This is a genomic window from Agrobacterium sp. T29 (assembly GCF_006970545.1).
In the GTDB taxonomy this organism is placed as follows: Bacteria; Pseudomonadota; Alphaproteobacteria; order Rhizobiales; family Rhizobiaceae; genus Agrobacterium; species Agrobacterium leguminum.
Genome location: NZ_CP040640.1, coordinates 246793 through 263337, shown reverse-complemented (window position 1 = coordinate 263337; position 16545 = coordinate 246793). Strand labels below are relative to the sequence as shown.

The following is a 16545-nucleotide window of genomic DNA, read 5'->3' as shown; positions in this document are numbered from 1 at the left end:
AAAGCGCTCCCATGCGCAGGGCCGGCATCCCCCAGACCCGGCTCCGCTGCGGTCAATTCCACGGGTTGGAACAGAACCCTTGCAACACAGGCGGCTCAAATAGGAACATGTCATGTCGCTCATAAATTCCAGTACCAAGGGTGTGTTCGTCATTGCCTGCACACCGTTTGCCGAAGACGGTTCGCTTGATGGCGAAAGCATCGGCCGCATGGTCGACTTCTATTATGAAAAAGGCGCGGACGGGCTGACGATCCTCGGCATGATGGGGGAAGCACCCAAGCTCACCCAGGCGGAATCGATCGAAGTCACGAAGCTGACGCTGAAGCGTTCCGAAGGGAAACCCGTGGTGGTCGGCGTCTCGGCACCCGGCCTTGCCGCCATCGGCGAACTGACCAAGGCAGCCATGGATCTGGGGGCTGCCGGCGTCATGGTCGCTCCGCCATCCGCGCTGCGGACCGATGAGCAGATCGTCGTCTATTATCGCAACGTCGTCGAGACTGTCGGCGCCGACGTGCCTGTGGTGTTGCAGGACTTCCCGCTGTCCACCGGCGTTCAGATAAGCGCAAAAACGCTGGGCGTCATCTTCGAGGCCCATCCCAGCATCGTCATGCTCAAGCATGAGGATTGGCCGGGCCTGCAAAAGATCACCGACCTGCGCGAAGCGGAGGCCAAAGGCCGTCGCCGCACCTCTATCCTGTGCGGCAATGCCGGTGTTTTCCTGACCGAGGAAATGCAGCGCGGCGCCGATGGCGCCATGACCGGTTTCGCCTATCCGGAAATGATGGTGGATGTCGTCCGTCTCAGCAATGAGGGCAGATACGAAGCCGCACAGAACTTGTTCGATGCCTATCTGCCACTGATGCGCTATGAACAGCAGCCCGGTCTCGGCCTTGCCGTGCGAAAACATGTTCTGGCAAAACGCGGCGCCATCGCCAGCGCGACCCAGCGCCGCCCAGGCGCACCGCTGAGCGCGCTCGCCGTGAAGGAAGTCGAGACGCTGATCGAACGCCAGATGCGCCGATTGGACTTGTTGCGTTGACGGAGATGAATTCACTGCCGTTGTGACGGACCCGATCAGCGAGGCAATGCGGGAACGGCATTTCTGCTCGCTTCGCCACGAGCCCAACGAAGCTCATGGACAACAGATCTATAGGGAAAACTCCCCTCTCCCGGTAAGTCACTGTGACATATAGACTTATCGGGAGAGGGGAATGGTACGGTTGAGTGGGGTCGAACCACCGACCTCAGGTGCCACAAACCTGCGCTCTAACCAACTGAGCTACAACCGCACATGAAACGCCGAAGCGGCGTCACGGGGGGTGACATAAAAGGTGTTTTCCCCATTTGCAAGTGCCTCTTCGAATTTTGCGAAAAAAGGCTGAGAAAGGCAAGTGCTTTTCAATGGGCCGGGCTGACATAAAGAGGCCGCAGCGGCCTGTTGATGTTAACTCTATTTGGCGATTCATCCGGCGGATGGTGGACCGGACCGCGCTGTGAAGTTATTTAAAATTCTGTTAACGTGATGCCTCGGCGGGTTTACGTTTAGAGCTTCATGAGGAAGCCGAAAAGCCCGCAAGGTCCGGTAGTGCCAGAATAGGTTTCGACATGCCCGCCGTCCAGTATCCCTTTATCGATATCGCAGTGCATGAACGGGTGCGTGAAGGTTTCGGGCGCGGCGCGGCCATGGCGTTGTTCTCGCTCGACCTTAAAAACGCCCTTTGGGCCAATGGCCGGGGTGCGGCGCTGTTCGGCACGCCTATGGTCTATGATTTTCTGGAACAGGGTCCGAAACCGCAGGACGTGACCTTTCGGCAATTGGCAGCCACGGCGGCGCGGCTTTCCAAAGCGGGCGACAGCCTGCCGTTTACCATTCGCATCACGTCGGGTTTCCGCAGCCTTGCCGTTACCGCGCGCGCGGAAATCATCGAGGCCGAGCCCGGACAGCCCGCCATCCTGTTTTCCGCCCTCACTGACCAAGTCGCACCCGACACGGCGGAATGCGCCCGGCGCATGATCGAAGGTTTCGACGACCCCGATATCCATATGGCGGTTCTGAACGGTGAGAACGAGATTGTTGCCGCCTCGCCCGGCTTTTCGTCGCTCGGCATCACGCCGCATACCGCACGGACACTGGTGAAAATGGCAGCCGGACAGTCCGGCCATCTCGTCAAGCGGCCGGTGCCGACGGGCAAGGGTTATCTGCCCGCCGCCACCGGCCAGATCGCGGCATCGCCCGAACTGAACCTGATGTTCGTGGTCGAAACCGCGCTGGGCACACTCGATCCCGTCAACGGTTTCGCAGAAGACAGGCCGCAGGAAACGCCAGCCGCCGCCGAGCCCGCCCTGCCGGTTGCGGAGGTCGCGCCTGTTGCCGCTGCAACCTCCTTCGATTCCGTGCTCGATGCCGTCGCTGGCATCGAGGATGTGGAAGAGGTGCAGGAACTGCCGGCCGATCCCGAAGAGGAAGTGGCAGCGCAGCAGGATGAGAACAACCTTCTCTCATTGCCGGAAAACGGAGCGGAGACCCCGGCGGCGCTTTCCGCCCAGGACGCCGACGCGGCGGCACATGTGGCGATGACCGACGACATCGCCGATCTTTTCGAACTCGATGAGGATGAAGCAGAACCTCCCTTAACCGAGCGCGCAGTCGCCGATGCTCCCGCCGAAGAGATCCGGGCTGAAGAAAACGCAGTCGCGGACGATGAAATCGTCGAAACCGCGCCGTCAGAAGCTGCTCCTGCGGCGGATGAGGAGATAACGGCGGAGACGGAGACCGAGGATACGGACATCGGCGTTGGCGCAGAAGCGCAGCCTTTTGTCTTCAATGCCGGTGCGCGCGCTTCCCGTTTCGTCTGGAAAATCGATGCGGAAGGACGCTTCAGCTCGATCTCGCATGAATTTGCGGAGGCTGTGGGCGCCAAGGCGGCTGCCGTGGAAGGCATGGGCTTTGCCGATGTCGCGGCCCTGTTCAATCTCGATCCCGACGGCAAGATCCGCGAGCTTCTCGGCCGTCGCGACACATGGTCGGGCAAGACGATCTACTGGCCGGTGGAAGGCACATCGCTGATGGTGCCGATCGATCTTGCCGCCCTGCCCACCTATACGCGCTCACGCGAATTCGACGGTTTCCGCGGTTTCGGCATCGTGCGGCTTGCCGATGCCACCGAAGACCCGCATGCCACGGGCCTGACCTTCCTCAACGGCGAAGAGGCCGATCCGGCGAAAGCCCTGCCGCAGCCCACTATTGAGGATGAAAGCCACGAATTGCTGGCCTTTATCGATGAGGATGACGAGGCGGCGCAAGACGCCGGTTCCATCGCTGAGGGCGAGGTCCCGGCAACGGAGGCCGATGCATCGGACGTGGTTTCGGCCGAAGAACAGCACCATGATTATACTCCGCCGGAATTCGAAGCGCCGGTTGCGGCGCCCGCGCTGGAGCCGGCCTATTCCGACAAGGTCGTCCATCTGGAGGAGCGCCGCTCGCGCTCCCGCGAGGGGCTGACCGCAGGCGAGCAGGCCGCCTTCCGCGAAATCGGCCGCGCCCTGGCGCCGGCGGATGCTGCTTCCGAAGAAGACCGGGAAACGGATGCGGAAGCCATTTCCGCTGAGCCGATCATGCAGGATATCGATGCGGATGTTTCGGAAAGCGCGCCCTCCGAAACGGAAAATGACGACAGGAAAACCGAACCGGCGGAGGAAGACGATCTTTTCGCCGATTATGTTCGTGGCGAGCAGCCTGCGGCCATTCGCGCACCGGCGGATGAAAGCGGTTCCGACGAAAAGCAGGAGCCTGCGGCTGACGAGCGGCCGGCTGCCGATATTGCCGCCGCCATGGTCAGCCCGTCCGTTCGCCCCGCAAATGCCTTGACGGCCGAGACGCTGGACCAGATGCCCGTGGCGCTTCTGGTGCATGCCGGCGACAGGCTGATCCACGCCAATCCGGATTTCCTGCGATTGACGGGCTATGGCTCTCTCGCCGAACTTGAAGAGGTGGGCGGTCTGGAAGCGCTGCTGCAGCGGCAGGAGCTGGAGGACATGCCGGACAACGAAGGCGGCATGGTGGTCGTCAGCTCTGACAACGACATCATTCCCGTCAAGGCGCGGCTGCAATCCATCCGCTGGGAAGAAACCAAAGCGCTGATGCTGTCTCTGGTGCCGCTTGAGGAAAAGCAGGCGCCGGTTGCGGCCGCCAACGAAAATATTGCTACCGGCGATGCCGAAAATGCGGAAGCAGGCAGCCTCTCCCTGTTGCAGGGCGAAGTGGAGGAGCTGCATTCCATTCTGGAAACGGCCACCGACGGTGTGGTGCTTCTGGGAGACGAAGGCGAAATCCGCTCGCTCAACCGTTCCGCCAGCGCGCTGTTCAACTATGACAATGGTGAAATCGCCGGCAAGCCTTTCGTCACGCTTTTTGCCCATGAGAGCCAGCGCGTCGTGCTGGATTATCTTTCCGGCCTTGCCAATAACGGTGTCGCCAGCGTGCTGAACGACGGCCGCGAAGTGATCGGCCGCGAAGCATCCGGCGGCTTCCTGCCACTGTTCATGACCATCGGCCGGCTTAAATCCTCGCATGGCTATTGCGCCGTGATCCGCGACATTACCCAATGGAAGCGCACCGAAGAAGAACTGCGCAACGCCAAGCGGGCGGCGGAAACCGCCAATGCCCACAAGACCGACTTCCTGGCGCGCGTCAGCCATGAAATCCGCACGCCGCTCAATGCCATCATCGGCTTTGCCGACATGATGGCGACCGAACGTTTCGGACCGATCGGCCATCCGCGTTATGTGGAATATGCCAATGATATCGGCCGTTCCGGCCGGCATGTGCTCGACATCGTCAACGATCTGCTCGATATCTCCAAGATCGAGGCCGGGCAGATGGATGTGGATTTCGTTGCCGTGCCGCTCAACGAAACGGTGGCCGAGGCGGTCTCGCTGGTGCAGCCGCAGGCCAACAACCAGCGCGTCATCATCCGCACCGCTCTTGCGCAATCCGTGCCGCAGATCGTCGCCGACCTGCGCTCGATCAAGCAGATCGTGCTGAACATCCTGTCGAACGCCATCCGCTTCACGCCGTCCGGCGGCCAGATCGTGGTGTCCACCGCCTATGAGGCCAATGGCAGCGTGTCGCTGCGCATTCGCGACACCGGCATCGGCATGACCCGGGCGGAACTGGAACAGGCCATGAAGCCGTTCCGGCAGGTGGCTTCCTCCGGCAAGCGCGTGCGCGGCGACGGCACCGGGCTCGGCCTGCCGCTGACCAAGGCGATGGTGGACGCCAACCGGGCGAATTTCTCCATCACCTCCACGCCGAATGAAGGCACGCTGGTGGAAATCACCTTTCCCTCGCAGCGGGTTCTTGCCAACTGAGGCCATGCGGGCGTAGCAATGCGGAAGCCGCCGGCACGATGGTCGCTGGTTGAGGCCTTTGCACGACAGTAGACTGGCATGTCCATGACGGTTTCCCTTCCGGCAACAAGACGCTTCTCGGTGTTGCCCATCACGGCGGTCATCGTCGCGGCCATTGCCGCCATGCCCATTCTGGCAATTTTCTGGCTGGCGCTGACCGGCAGCACGGAAGGATGGCAGCATCTTCTCGCCAATGTCCTGCCGCGCGCCGGGTTTCGCACCTTCCTGCTCTTGGGGATGACGGCCGCGACGACGGCTTTCTTCGGCATCGTCTGCGCCTGGCTTGTCACCACATTCGAATTTCCGCTGCGGCGGTTATTGTCCGCGGCACTCGTCCTGCCGCTTGCCATCCCCTCCTATCTCGCCGCCTATGCGTTCGGCGAGTTTCTCGACTTTACCGGCCCGGTGCAAAGCGCGTTGCGCGCCGCTTTCGGTTATCACAGCATCCGCGATTACTGGTTTCCGGACATACGCTCGCTCGGCGGGGCGGTGATCGTTCTGAGTTCGGTCCTCTATCCTTACGTTTATCTCTCGGCCCGCGCCGCCTTTTCCATGCAGGGGCGGTTTGCGGCCGAAGCGGCCCGCACGCTTGGCGCAAAACCGCTGAACGTGTTCTTCTCCGTGCAATTGCCGATGGCCCGGCCGGCCATCGCCATCGGGCTTTCTCTGGTCCTGATGGAGACGCTGAACGATATCGGCGCGGTCGAGTATCTCGGTGTCCAGACGCTGACCTTCACCATTTACGAAACCTGGCTCAATCGCGGCAATCTCGCCAATGCGACGCAGATCGCCGCCGTCATCCTCGTCATCGTCGGTGCGCTGATCGTCATCGAACGCAATGCCCGTGAAAAACAGCGCTTCGGTGCGCCGAAAGCGACAAGCATGGCGCAGCGCCACCGGCTGAAGGCACTCACCGGCTGGCGGCGCTGGGGTGCGAGCCTTTTCTGCTTCGTTCCCGTGGCGAGCGGCTTTTTCATTCCCGTTATCGTGCTGGGCGGTTACGCCGCCAGGAGGCTCGATGCGCTGTTTGCGCCGAAGCTTCTGAAAGCACTCGGACACAGTCTCGAAGTCTCGCTTTCCGCCGCCTTCGTGACGCTGATAGCCGCTTTCGTGTTTTCCTATGCCATCCGCACCGAGCGCTCGCGCACCTCCAAGGTGGCCGCCCGCTTCGGCTCCATGGGATATGGCGTGCCGGGAACCGTGCTCGCCATCGGGGTGCTCATTCCGCTGGCCAGCCTCGACAATGGCGTCGATGGCTTCATCCGCACACATTTCGGCTTTTCCACCGGGCTGCTGCTCTCCGGCACCGCCTTCGCCATCATCTATGCCCACGCCGTGCGCTTCATGACCATGGCGGAAGGCACGCTCGATGCCGGTTTCCAGAAGCTTTCGCCTCATATCGACATGGCCTCGCGGACACTTGGGCGCAACCGGGCGCAGACGCTTTTCAAGGTGCTGTTGCCCAACATGCGGCCCGCGGCGCTGACGGCTTTTCTGCTCGTCCTGATCGAATCCATGAAGGAACTTCCGGCCACCATCCTGCTCCGGCCTTTCGGTTTCAACACGCTGGCCACGCTGGTTTATGAGGATGCGTCGCGCTCAAGGGTGCAGGATGCGGCGGTGCCGGCGATCATCATCATCATTGCCGGGCTTATTCCCGTGCTGCTCGTCTCGAAATCGATGGATCATCCGGAAAACCGCTGAGTGGCACGGGCCTTTGCGGCAAAAAGAAAGGCGGCCTTGCGGCCGCCTGGATGAGTTGTGCTTTTCAACGAGAGAAAGGGGGACAATCTCGCCAGATGGAAATTATCAGTCCCGGCTATCAAAAATTTGACGGCCCTGCGTTGGGTTTACTTTCCGCCAACTCCTATTAACAAGCGGTTAAAACCAAAATCGATCAATTACCGACGAAAATTCCTATTCTGAGACCGTAAAGCGCCGAAACTAAATTAACAGTTTCTACTTTTCTCGCGATTTCAACAGTAACGCGTAAAAATCGACGCAGGATATTCGATCAGTTCCGTGCCGCCGCATGTTCGTCCCGCATCCGCTGCAATTCGGTGCGTTTGGAAGCGATGGAGGCAACAATCACGCCGATGGTGACAAGCCCGATCAGGATCGTGCAGATGGCGTTGATTTCCGGCGTCACACCGAGGCGAACCTGCGAATAGATCTTGATCGGCAACGTGGTTGCGCCGGGGCCGGTGGCGAAGCTGGCGATCACCAGATCGTCCAGCGACAGGGTGAAGGCCAGCATCCAACCGGCAATGACGGCGGGGAAGATGAGCGGCAGGGTGATGCGGAAGAAGGTCTTGACCGGCGGGCAGCCGAGATCGAGCGCGGCTTCCTCGAGACTGCGATCGAAGGTCAGGAGCCGCGACTGCACGACGATCGCCACGTAACACATGGTGAAAGTCGTATGGGCGATGACCACCGTCCAGAAACCGCGATCCACGCCGACGGCCACGAAGAGCAGCAGCAGCGACAGGCCGGTGATGACTTCCGGCATGACGAGCGGCGCATAGATCATGCCCGAAAACAGCACCCGGCCCGGAAACCGCGCGAAGCGGGTGAGCGACAGCGCCGCCAGCGTTCCGAGGATGGTGCCGATGGTGGCGCTGAGGATACCGACGCGCAGCGTCACCCAGGCCGCATCCATCAGCCCCTGGTTCGACCACATGGAGCGATACCATTGCAGCGAAAAGCCGCCCCAGACGGTGACGAGCTTCGAGGCGTTGAAGGAATAAACGATCAGGATGATGATCGGGATATAGAGAAAGGCAAAACCGAGGGTGAGGACGGTAATGTCGAATTTTCCGCGTTTCATGGCCTCACCCCACCTTCTTCTGCTGGTTCTGGAAGATGGCGATGGGCACCACCAGCAACAGCAGCAGCAGCACGGCGACGGCGGAGGCCAGGGGCCAGTCGCGGTTGCCGAAGAATTCCGTCCACAGCGTCTTGCCGATCATCAGCGTCTGGGCGCCGCCGAGCAGATCGGGAATGACGAATTCGCCTGTTATCGGAATGAAGCAGATCATCGAGCCGGCAATGACGCCCGGCAACGACAGCGGGAAGGTGATCTTCCAGAAGGCCTTCCATGGCGGGCAGCCGAGATCGGCCGCCGCTTCCAGCAGCGTATTGTCGAGCTTTTCCAGCGCCGAATAGAGCGGCAGCACCATGAAGGGCAGATAGGAATAAACGATGCCGATGAAGATCGCCGTCTCGGTGCGGAAGATATTGACCTGCTGGTCGGGCCCGAGAAAACCGAGCCATTGGAACAGTACCGTCAACAGGCCCTCCGGCTTCAGAATGCCGATCCAGGCGTAAACGCGGATCAGAAACGAGGTCCAGAACGGCAGGATCACCAGCATCACCAGTGTCGGGCGAATGGAAGACGGCGCGCGCGCCATGGCGAGCGCCATGGGATAACCGATCAAGAGCAGCAGGAAGGTGGAGATGAAGGCGATGCGTAGCGACGACAGATAGGCGTCAATGTAAAGCGGGTCTTCCGTCAGGAAGAGGTAATTTTCGAAATCCAGTTCGGAGAAGAACGCGCCGAGCTTCGAAAACCCTTCGAAGACCGGCGTATAGGGCGGCATGGAGATCGCCGTATCCGACAGCGAGATTTTGAAGATGATGAAAAACGGTGCTGCGAAGAATAGCAGCAGCCAGAAATAGGGAACCGCGACGACCAGCCAGCGCCAGGGACTTTGCCGGTTTTCGGGAGTGGTGATCGCCATCGAAGCCTCCCTCAGCGTGTCAGGACGAGGCCGGAATCCGGCTTCCAGTTTAGCCACACCATATCGCCGAAGGTGATCGGGCGATCGACGAGACGCGAAACATTCGCCTGCGCGGCGCGAATGACGCGGCCATCGGCAAGCTTGACGATGAAGACCGAGAAGTCGCCGAGATAGCCGATATCCCAGACCTCGCCATAGGCGGAATTGACACTGCTATCGGCGGGCTGGTCGAGCGAGATGCGGACCTTTTCCGGACGGATGGCGAAAGCCACCTGGCTGCCGGTCGCAGCGGCGCATTCCTGCTCCACCGCCACCTTCAGCCCTTCGCAATCCAGCGTCACCAGACCGGGCTTGCCGATATCGGAAGCATTGGCGACGACATTGGCGTCGAAAATATTGATATCGCCGATGAAATCCGCCACGTAGCGGCTGTTCGGCGCTTCATAGATCTCGGCCGGCGTCGCCACCTGCACGACATTGCCCTTGTCCATGACAGCGATGCGGTCGGAGACCGTCATCGCTTCTTCCTGATCGTGGGTGACGATGAGGAAGGTAAGGCCGAGATTGGTCTGGATGTCCATCAGTTCGAATTGCGTTTCCTCGCGCAGCTTCTTGTCGAGCGCGCCGAGCGGTTCATCCAGCAGAAGCACCTTGGGTCGCTTGGCAAGCGACCGGGCGAGCGCCACGCGCTGCCGCTGACCGCCGGAAAGCTGGCTTGGCTTGCGCCTTGCAAATTCCGTAAGCTTGACGAGCCGCAGCATTTCTTCGACGCGGGCGGCGATATCCGCCTTGGGCAGACCGTCCTGCTCCAGACCGAAAGCGACGTTCTTTTCCACCGACATGTGCGGGAAAAGCGCGTAGGACTGGAACATCATGTTGGTGGGGCGCTTATAGGGCGGCACGCCGGAAATATCCTTGCCCTGCAGCAGGATGCGGCCTTCGGTCGGTTCCTCGAAACCGGCCAGCATGCGCATCAGCGTGGTCTTGCCGCAGCCGGAGGGACCGAGCAGTGAGAAGAATTCGCGTTCATAGATATCGAGCGTCAGATTGTTGACGGCGACGAAATCGCCAAAACGTTTGGTGACGTTTTCAAAGCGGATGAAGGGCACCGCATCGGGATTGTCCCAAGGGCTAAATTTGCGTTTGACCGGCCCCAGAGTTTTCGCCATTCACCCTACCCTCAAATCCCGTTGGTCTTGTAGATTTGAGCATCGGATTTTCCGACTTTCGGTCCGATGCTTTGAGGCGGGCGGCGCCGGCAGGTCACGGAACCTGCCGGCAAAGGATCAGAGAAACAGGCCCGCCGGCCGTTCCTCAACCAGCGGGCGGAAGTGTCAGCTGCCGGTCTTTATCTGCGTCCAGACGCGGTTCAGGACGCGCTGTTCCTTCGGTCCGTAGGGCGAGATTGTGAAGAGCTTCTTCAGCGTCTCGGCATCGGGATAAACCGCCGGGTTCTTGGCGACGGACTCATCCATCAGCGCCTGCGAAGCAAGGTTGCCATTCGCATACTGAACATAGTTGGAGGCCTTGGCGATGACTTCCGGCCGCATCAGATAGTTGATGAAGGCGTGGGCTTCCTCGACATTCTTGGCATCCGCCGGGATGGCAAGGTTGTCGAACCACATATAGGTGCCTTCCTTCGGAATGACGTAGTTCACCTCGACGCCGTTCTTGGCTTCCTCGGCACGGCTCTTCGCCTGCAGGATATCGCCAGACCAGCCGATGGTGATGCAGCTGTCGCCGTTCGCCAGTTCATCGATATAGGCGGAGGAGTTGAAGGTCTTCACATAGGGGCGGATCTTCATATAGACGTCGCCGCCCGCCTCGAGATCGGCGGTTTCCTTGCTATCCGGATTCTTGCCGAGATAGTTCATGGCGATGGCGAAGGTCTCGTCCGACGCATCGAGAATATTGATGCCGCAGGATTTCAGCTTTTCGGCATTTTCCGGCTTGAAGAGAATATCCCAGCTGTCGACCGGAACATCGCCGAGCGCCGCCTTTACCTTGGCGACATTATAGCCGATGCCGGTGGTGCCCCACATGTAGTTCACGGCATATTCGTTGCCGGGGTCGTATTTGGCCAGACGCTCGGAAACCTCGGGCCACATGTTCTTCAGATTCGGCAACTTGGACTTGTCGAGTTTCTGGAACACGCCGGCATTGATCTGGCGGGCGAGGAAGGGCCCGGTCGGCACCACGACATCATAACCGGAGCTGCCGGCCAGAAGCTTGGTTTCCACAAGCTCGTTGCTGTCGAAAACGTCATAGACGACCTTGATGCCGGTTTCCTTGGTGAAATCGGCAAGGATCGATTCGTCGATATAATCCGACCAGTTATAGACGTGGACGACCTTCTCCTGGGCCATTGCCGAGCCTGCTGCAACGAGCGCGGTGGTGAGAGCCAAGGTCAGGCGGAGAGAACGGTTTTTCATGATGTCTCCTGTTAACGCATCCTCACGATGGGAGCGTGATCCCCTTTTTTGGGAGAGACTAGAAAGGAAAACAAAAGGGAGCAAGCGGGAAATGTGCAGCACAGCATTTTCAACCAAATGTGTTCCGGCCACAAAAAAGCGAATGGAAACACCTACTGGAAGTCGAAAACACTGAGACCGGTGACCATTTCATCGAGCCCGAGCGGCCGCGTCAGCGGCGCTTCCGCCCGCGACAGACAGCCCTGCCTTTCGCACAGCCGGCACGAAGGACCGACGGCGACGGGCGCGGCACCCGAGGCGGCGGGGCCATAGACGGTCTCTCCGGCCTGGGCGAGATCGCAGCCGAGAAGCACGGCGGTGCGCCTCACCCTCTCGCCGAAACCCGCCTGCGGGCCTTCCAGTGTGCGCGACACCGTGAGGAACGCGTCGCCATCCGGCATCTCCACCGCTTCCACCAGCACCTGTCCCGGCTGGGCGAAAGCGGCATGAATATTGAGACGCGGACAGAGGCCGCCGAACCGCGCCCTTGGAAAACCGCTGGCCCCTGCAAGGCGGAAACGGTTGCCGGCATTGTCGATCTCCATCAGGAAAAACGGGATCGCCGCGGCTGACGGCCGTTGCAGGCTGACAAGACGGTTGGCTGCCTGTTCGAAAGAAACGTTGAAGCGCGACCGCAAAACCTCGAGATCGTATTTCGCCCGCTGGGCGGCGCTCAGAAATGCGCCATATGGCATCATCAACGCATGGGCGGCGTAGCGCGCCAGTTCGAAGCGGGCGATGCGCCTTGCCTCCTCCCCTTTCAGACCGAGCCCTTCAAGCTCCGTCCCGATTTCTTCGCGAAGCGCCAGAAGACAGGTCTCCATCGCCATTTCCCGCAATTGGTCCGGTTGCGACAGGCGTTCGGATAAAAACAGCCGCATCGAATGGCGGTCATAACGCCGCCTGAGATTCGGCATGGCATGAACCGGCAGGGTGCGGACCACGATGCCGTGGTTTTTCTGAAGCCATGCACGAAGGCCCGAGGCGAGATCGTCGCCCGCCGATAAGTGTTTGTGGAGTTCTTCCGCCGCCGCGTCGATGGCGTGGAAATAGGCTGGCCGATTTTCAAAGACATGCCGCACCTCGTCGATCGGCAGACGGGTGGAGGAGAGCGCCGTCTCATGCCCCTCCCGCGCCAGAAGATCGGAGAGGTCGGAAAGGCGCTGCGCCTGCTCCCTATAGGCCCGGTAAAGCTTGAGGACACCGCTTGCCGCATTGGGCGCGGCATCGGCAACCTCGATCAGTTCCTGCGGCGACGGCACCTCACCCGCCAGCAGCGGATCGGCGAAGACCTCGCGCAGCTGCCCGGCGGAACCGGCGCTTTCGCCCTGCAGGTCGTCCAGATCGACCTTGTAGACGGAGGCAAGCTTCAAAAGCAGCTGCACCGTCAGGGGTCGCTGGTTGCGCTCGATGAGGTTGAGATAAGACGGCGAAATCGCCAGCGCCTCGGCCATGGCCGTCTGCGTCAGCGCGAGACCATTGCGAATGCGGCGCACGCGCGGGCCTGCAAAAATCTTGTTTTCCGACACCGCCTCACCTCCCCGTGCCTGCGACTCATACAAATCTATTACAAACTTGCCGGGCAAAAGACTTTTACAAAATTTACAATTTTACATCTCCACCCTGTCACGCACTCTACAGGATAACCTCTTTCAAGTCACTGTTTTTATGTTTGTTCTGGCGCTCAAATCTCGAAAAATGTAAATGTAGTCACATCAAACGGCGCCATATGATGTTGAAGAGGGCCCGTTACGGAAACCGCATTTATCATGGGAGAGAGAAGTATGACGGATTTTTACAAACTTGTTCCGGGTGCTGCGCAGGGGCGTTTCGATGGCATCGAGCGCACCTACACCGCCGCCGACGTGGAGCGGCTGCGCGGCTCCGTCGAAATCCGCCATTCGCTGGCCGAGATGGGCGCGAACCGGCTGTGGAAGCTGATCAACGAGGAAAATTTCGTCAACGCGCTCGGCGCGCTTTCCGGCAACCAGGCTATGCAGATGGTTCGCGCCGGGCTGAAGGCGATCTATCTTTCCGGCTGGCAGGTTGCGGCGGACGCCAACACGGCATCGGCCATGTATCCGGACCAGTCGCTTTATCCGGCCAATGCCGCACCGGAGCTTGCCAAGCGCATCAACCGCACCCTGCAGCGCGCCGACCAGATCGAGACGGCGGAAGGCAAGGGCCTTTCGGTCGACACCTGGTTCGCGCCGATCGTTGCCGATGCGGAAGCCGGTTTCGGCGGGCCGCTCAACGCCTTCGAAATCATGAAGGCCTTTATCGAGGCAGGTGCTGCGGGTGTTCACTATGAAGACCAGCTGGCATCGGAAAAGAAATGCGGCCATCTCGGCGGCAAGGTTCTGATCCCGACGGCGGCGCATATCCGCAACCTGACGGCGGCGCGGCTTGCGGCCGATGTCATGGGTGTGCCGACGCTGGTTATCGCCCGCACGGATGCGGAGGCCGCCAAGCTTCTGACCTCCGACATCGACGAGCGCGACCGTCCCTTCGTGGATTACGATGCCGGCCGCACCGTCGAGGGCTTCTATCAGGTCAAGAACGGTCTTGAGCCCTGCATTGCCCGCGCCGTTGCCTATGCGCCCTATTGCGACCTGATCTGGTGCGAGACTTCCAAGCCGGATCTCGAACAGGCGCGCAGGTTTGCCGAGGGCGTGCACAAGGTGCATCCGGGCAAGAAGCTCGCCTACAATTGCTCGCCGTCGTTCAACTGGAAAAAGAACCTCGACGACGCGACGATTGCCAAGTTCCAGCGCGAGCTGGGCGCGATGGGCTACAAGTTCCAGTTCATCACGCTCGCCGGTTTCCACCAGCTGAATTTCGGCATGTTCGAACTGGCGCGCGGTTACAAGGACCGGCAGATGGCGGCCTATTCCGAGCTTCAGGAAGCGGAATTCGCGGCCGAGGCCAATGGTTACACCGCCACCAAACACCAGCGCGAAGTCGGCACCGGCTATTTCGACGCGGTGTCTCTGGCGATCTCGGGCGGCACGTCGTCGACGACAGCCATGAAGGAATCCACCGAGCACGACCAGTTCCGCCCGGCGGCCGAATAAAATCGAAAAACTACCCTTCCCGGTGACGGGAAGGGCTTGCAAACCGGATCAAGAACCCCAACCAATAATGAGAGGAGAAATGCCATGAATGCCCATAACCCCATCAAGACCCACGTCAAGGAACGCGCCGAGGAGCAGTCCTCCGCCATGACGCAGGATCAGCAGGCCGCTATCCGCATGCTGGCCAATGATCTGCACCGCCTCAACCAGGCCGTCATGAAAGCCGTCGAGGCCGGCGTTTCCGTCGAGCTGGTCCGCTCGGCCCGCCACCATGGCGGCGGCGGCAACTGGGGGGATCTGCTTATCCCCGTCATCGTCGCGCAGGGAAGTGCCGCCGCCTGAAACGGCCTCCTTTCTATGCGGGGCGGCTCTTACGCCCGGCATAGAGATCGGAATGGCTCTTGATCAGACGGGTCATCCGATCCGCCACCGCCCTGATATCGCGGCGGTGGCGATCGTCATTGTTCATGACGATCCATTGATTGTGGCGAAGGCTCTCCAGCTCTTCGCCTTCCCGAGCGAGCCGCGCATCGGCATCGCCCACGAAACAGGGAAGCACCGCGACCCCCGCCCCGGCCAGCACCAGATCGAGAAGCGCCGTCGGCCGGTTCACCGTTACCACGATCTCGTTGTTGCGATTTTCATGCGGCCAGCGCAGATAGGCTGAAATGGCGTTTTCCTCCGCCACCGCCAGCCAGCGGTCGGCGACGGAAACGGCGGCGTTGCGCAGCCTGTAGGGCGCATAGGCCACCTCCCCCGTTCGGATGGCGGCAAGGTTCTTTTCCTGCGGCTCGAAAGCGCGGATGCCGATGTCGTTTTCGCGATGGGCCAGAGACGCCCTCTGTTCGGCAATGAAAAGGTCGATGCGGAAATCATCGCGGTCGGTGCAGATGGCGGAGAAATTCCCGGTCAGCAGCCAGGCGTTCCAGGTGCCGACGGCAATGCGCACGACAGACGAGGCCGAAGACGCCTTCTGCCATCCCTCGATGTCCCTCGCCGCATTCTCCATCGCCTGAAGCCGGTCGAACAGCGTGCGGCCGTCTGCGGTCAGGGCGTATCCCGTCTGGCTGCGCTGGAACAGCGCCTTGCCGATACGCTCCTCCAGCTCGACCATGCGTCGTCCCACCGTCGCGGGGCTCAAGCCCGTCAGCGACGCAGCACCCGTCAGGCCGCCGCTGCGTGACACATCGAGGAAAAGCTGATAGGAATCCCAAGTGACGTTTTTCATGGGTGAAAAACGTAGCGCATTTTTTTGCGCAGATAAATCAAAAAACGGCGTGCATCATGGCCCTCCGCATTAGAAGGAGAGCGACATGCACGCGATTTTTGCAGCACGGGCCATCATCGAAAACCAGCAGCCGCGCACGCGGCGCGAAGCCGTTTTGCAGGAAGAGAAGTTTTATACTGATATGGCCGAGGCGTCTCGGCCGTGGCGGCTTTTCAGCGCGCTTATAAGCCGGATGAGGACAAAGAGCCGCCGATCAGTAAAAGAGGGCGATCAGGGCTGCCAGAGCACCGGCGGCGATGAGGCTCAGGCGAAAGGCCAGCTGACGGCTCTCGTTGTCGGTGCGGGCGATGGCAATGGCGCGAGGGCGGCGATGTGCAGATCTGTTCATGCGCGGGTTCCTGACGAAAAACTCAACCGACCCATGCCCTGTTGAGGGCCTCCAGCAGGACATCATGTGCAGCGGGATCATTGAGCGATCCGGCCTTGCTGGCATTTGGTCAGGATGACTCCACGCCCATTAACAGATTATTAAAAGAGCGAGGAAGGGCCACAACTTTACCAACTGAAATTGAGTTGACGAACAGGTAACATCCGCACTCCGTCACCCCGGACTAGTTCCGGGG

At 60.5% G+C, this 16545-nt stretch carries 12 protein-coding genes and 1 tRNA gene; 5 read left to right on the top strand and 8 right to left on the bottom strand.

All coding sequences use genetic code 11. The annotated features are described in order from the left end of the window. Positions 1-112: 112 nt before the first annotated feature. Positions 113-1039 (top strand): dihydrodipicolinate synthase family protein, encoded by a 927-nt coding sequence (locus FGF54_RS01310; RefSeq protein WP_142778700.1) that lies wholly within the window; start codon positions 113-115, stop codon positions 1037-1039. 173 nt (positions 1040-1212) lie between these two features. On the opposite strand, the gene FGF54_RS01305 is transcribed toward FGF54_RS01310, so the two are convergent. Further along, positions 1213-1289: transfer RNA gene (locus tag FGF54_RS01305), tRNA-His, on the bottom strand. 316 nt (positions 1290-1605) lie between these two features. Here FGF54_RS01305 and FGF54_RS01300 point away from each other — a divergent pair. Beyond that, positions 1606-5370, top strand: coding sequence for an ATP-binding protein (locus FGF54_RS01300; RefSeq protein ID WP_142778699.1), 3765 nt, complete (start codon positions 1606-1608; stop codon positions 5368-5370). A gap of 78 nt (positions 5371-5448) precedes the next feature. Then, the gene (locus FGF54_RS01295; protein WP_168207962.1) at positions 5449-7113 is read left to right on the top strand and encodes an iron ABC transporter permease; all 1665 of its coding nucleotides are present in this window, start codon (positions 5449-5451) and stop codon (positions 7111-7113) included. 310 nt (positions 7114-7423) lie between these two features. On the opposite strand, the gene FGF54_RS01290 is transcribed toward FGF54_RS01295, so the two are convergent. The 5 genes from FGF54_RS01290 to FGF54_RS01270 form a co-directional block, all read right to left on the bottom strand. Then, on the bottom strand, positions 7424-8236 hold the full coding sequence (locus FGF54_RS01290) for an ABC transporter permease (RefSeq protein ID WP_004432617.1): 813 nt from the start codon (positions 8234-8236) through the stop codon (positions 7424-7426). Positions 8237-8240: 4 nt separating this feature from the next. Further along, positions 8241-9149, bottom strand: coding sequence for an ABC transporter permease subunit (locus FGF54_RS01285; RefSeq protein ID WP_142778698.1), 909 nt, complete (start codon positions 9147-9149; stop codon positions 8241-8243). Positions 9150-9160: 11 nt separating this feature from the next. Then, positions 9161-10318, bottom strand: a complete 1158-nt coding sequence (locus FGF54_RS01280) for an ABC transporter ATP-binding protein (protein WP_142778697.1) — start codon at positions 10316-10318, stop codon at positions 9161-9163. A gap of 165 nt (positions 10319-10483) precedes the next feature. Continuing rightward, the gene (locus FGF54_RS01275; RefSeq protein WP_004432613.1) at positions 10484-11581 is read right to left on the bottom strand and encodes a polyamine ABC transporter substrate-binding protein; all 1098 of its coding nucleotides are present in this window, start codon (positions 11579-11581) and stop codon (positions 10484-10486) included. A gap of 152 nt (positions 11582-11733) precedes the next feature. Further along, positions 11734-13149 (bottom strand): short-chain fatty acyl-CoA regulator family protein, encoded by a 1416-nt coding sequence (locus tag FGF54_RS01270; protein WP_142778696.1) that lies wholly within the window; start codon positions 13147-13149, stop codon positions 11734-11736. Positions 13150-13404: 255 nt separating this feature from the next. Between FGF54_RS01270 and aceA the strand changes: the two genes are divergently transcribed. Then, positions 13405-14694, top strand: coding sequence for an isocitrate lyase (gene aceA / locus FGF54_RS01265; protein WP_137452356.1), 1290 nt, complete (start codon positions 13405-13407; stop codon positions 14692-14694). Positions 14695-14778: 84 nt separating this feature from the next. Then, complete coding sequence (locus FGF54_RS01260) at positions 14779-15036, top strand: hypothetical protein (RefSeq protein WP_003493954.1); 258 nt, start codon at positions 14779-14781, stop codon at positions 15034-15036. A gap of 13 nt (positions 15037-15049) precedes the next feature. Here the strand turns inward: FGF54_RS01260 and FGF54_RS01255 are convergent, their stop codons facing one another. Both FGF54_RS01255 and FGF54_RS27695 read right to left on the bottom strand, forming a co-directional pair. Beyond that, on the bottom strand, positions 15050-15922 hold the full coding sequence (locus FGF54_RS01255) for a LysR family transcriptional regulator (protein ID WP_142778695.1): 873 nt from the start codon (positions 15920-15922) through the stop codon (positions 15050-15052). 253 nt (positions 15923-16175) lie between these two features. After that, positions 16176-16310, bottom strand: a complete 135-nt coding sequence (locus FGF54_RS27695) for a hypothetical protein (RefSeq protein ID WP_256366664.1) — start codon at positions 16308-16310, stop codon at positions 16176-16178. Positions 16311-16545: the final 235 nt, after the last annotated feature.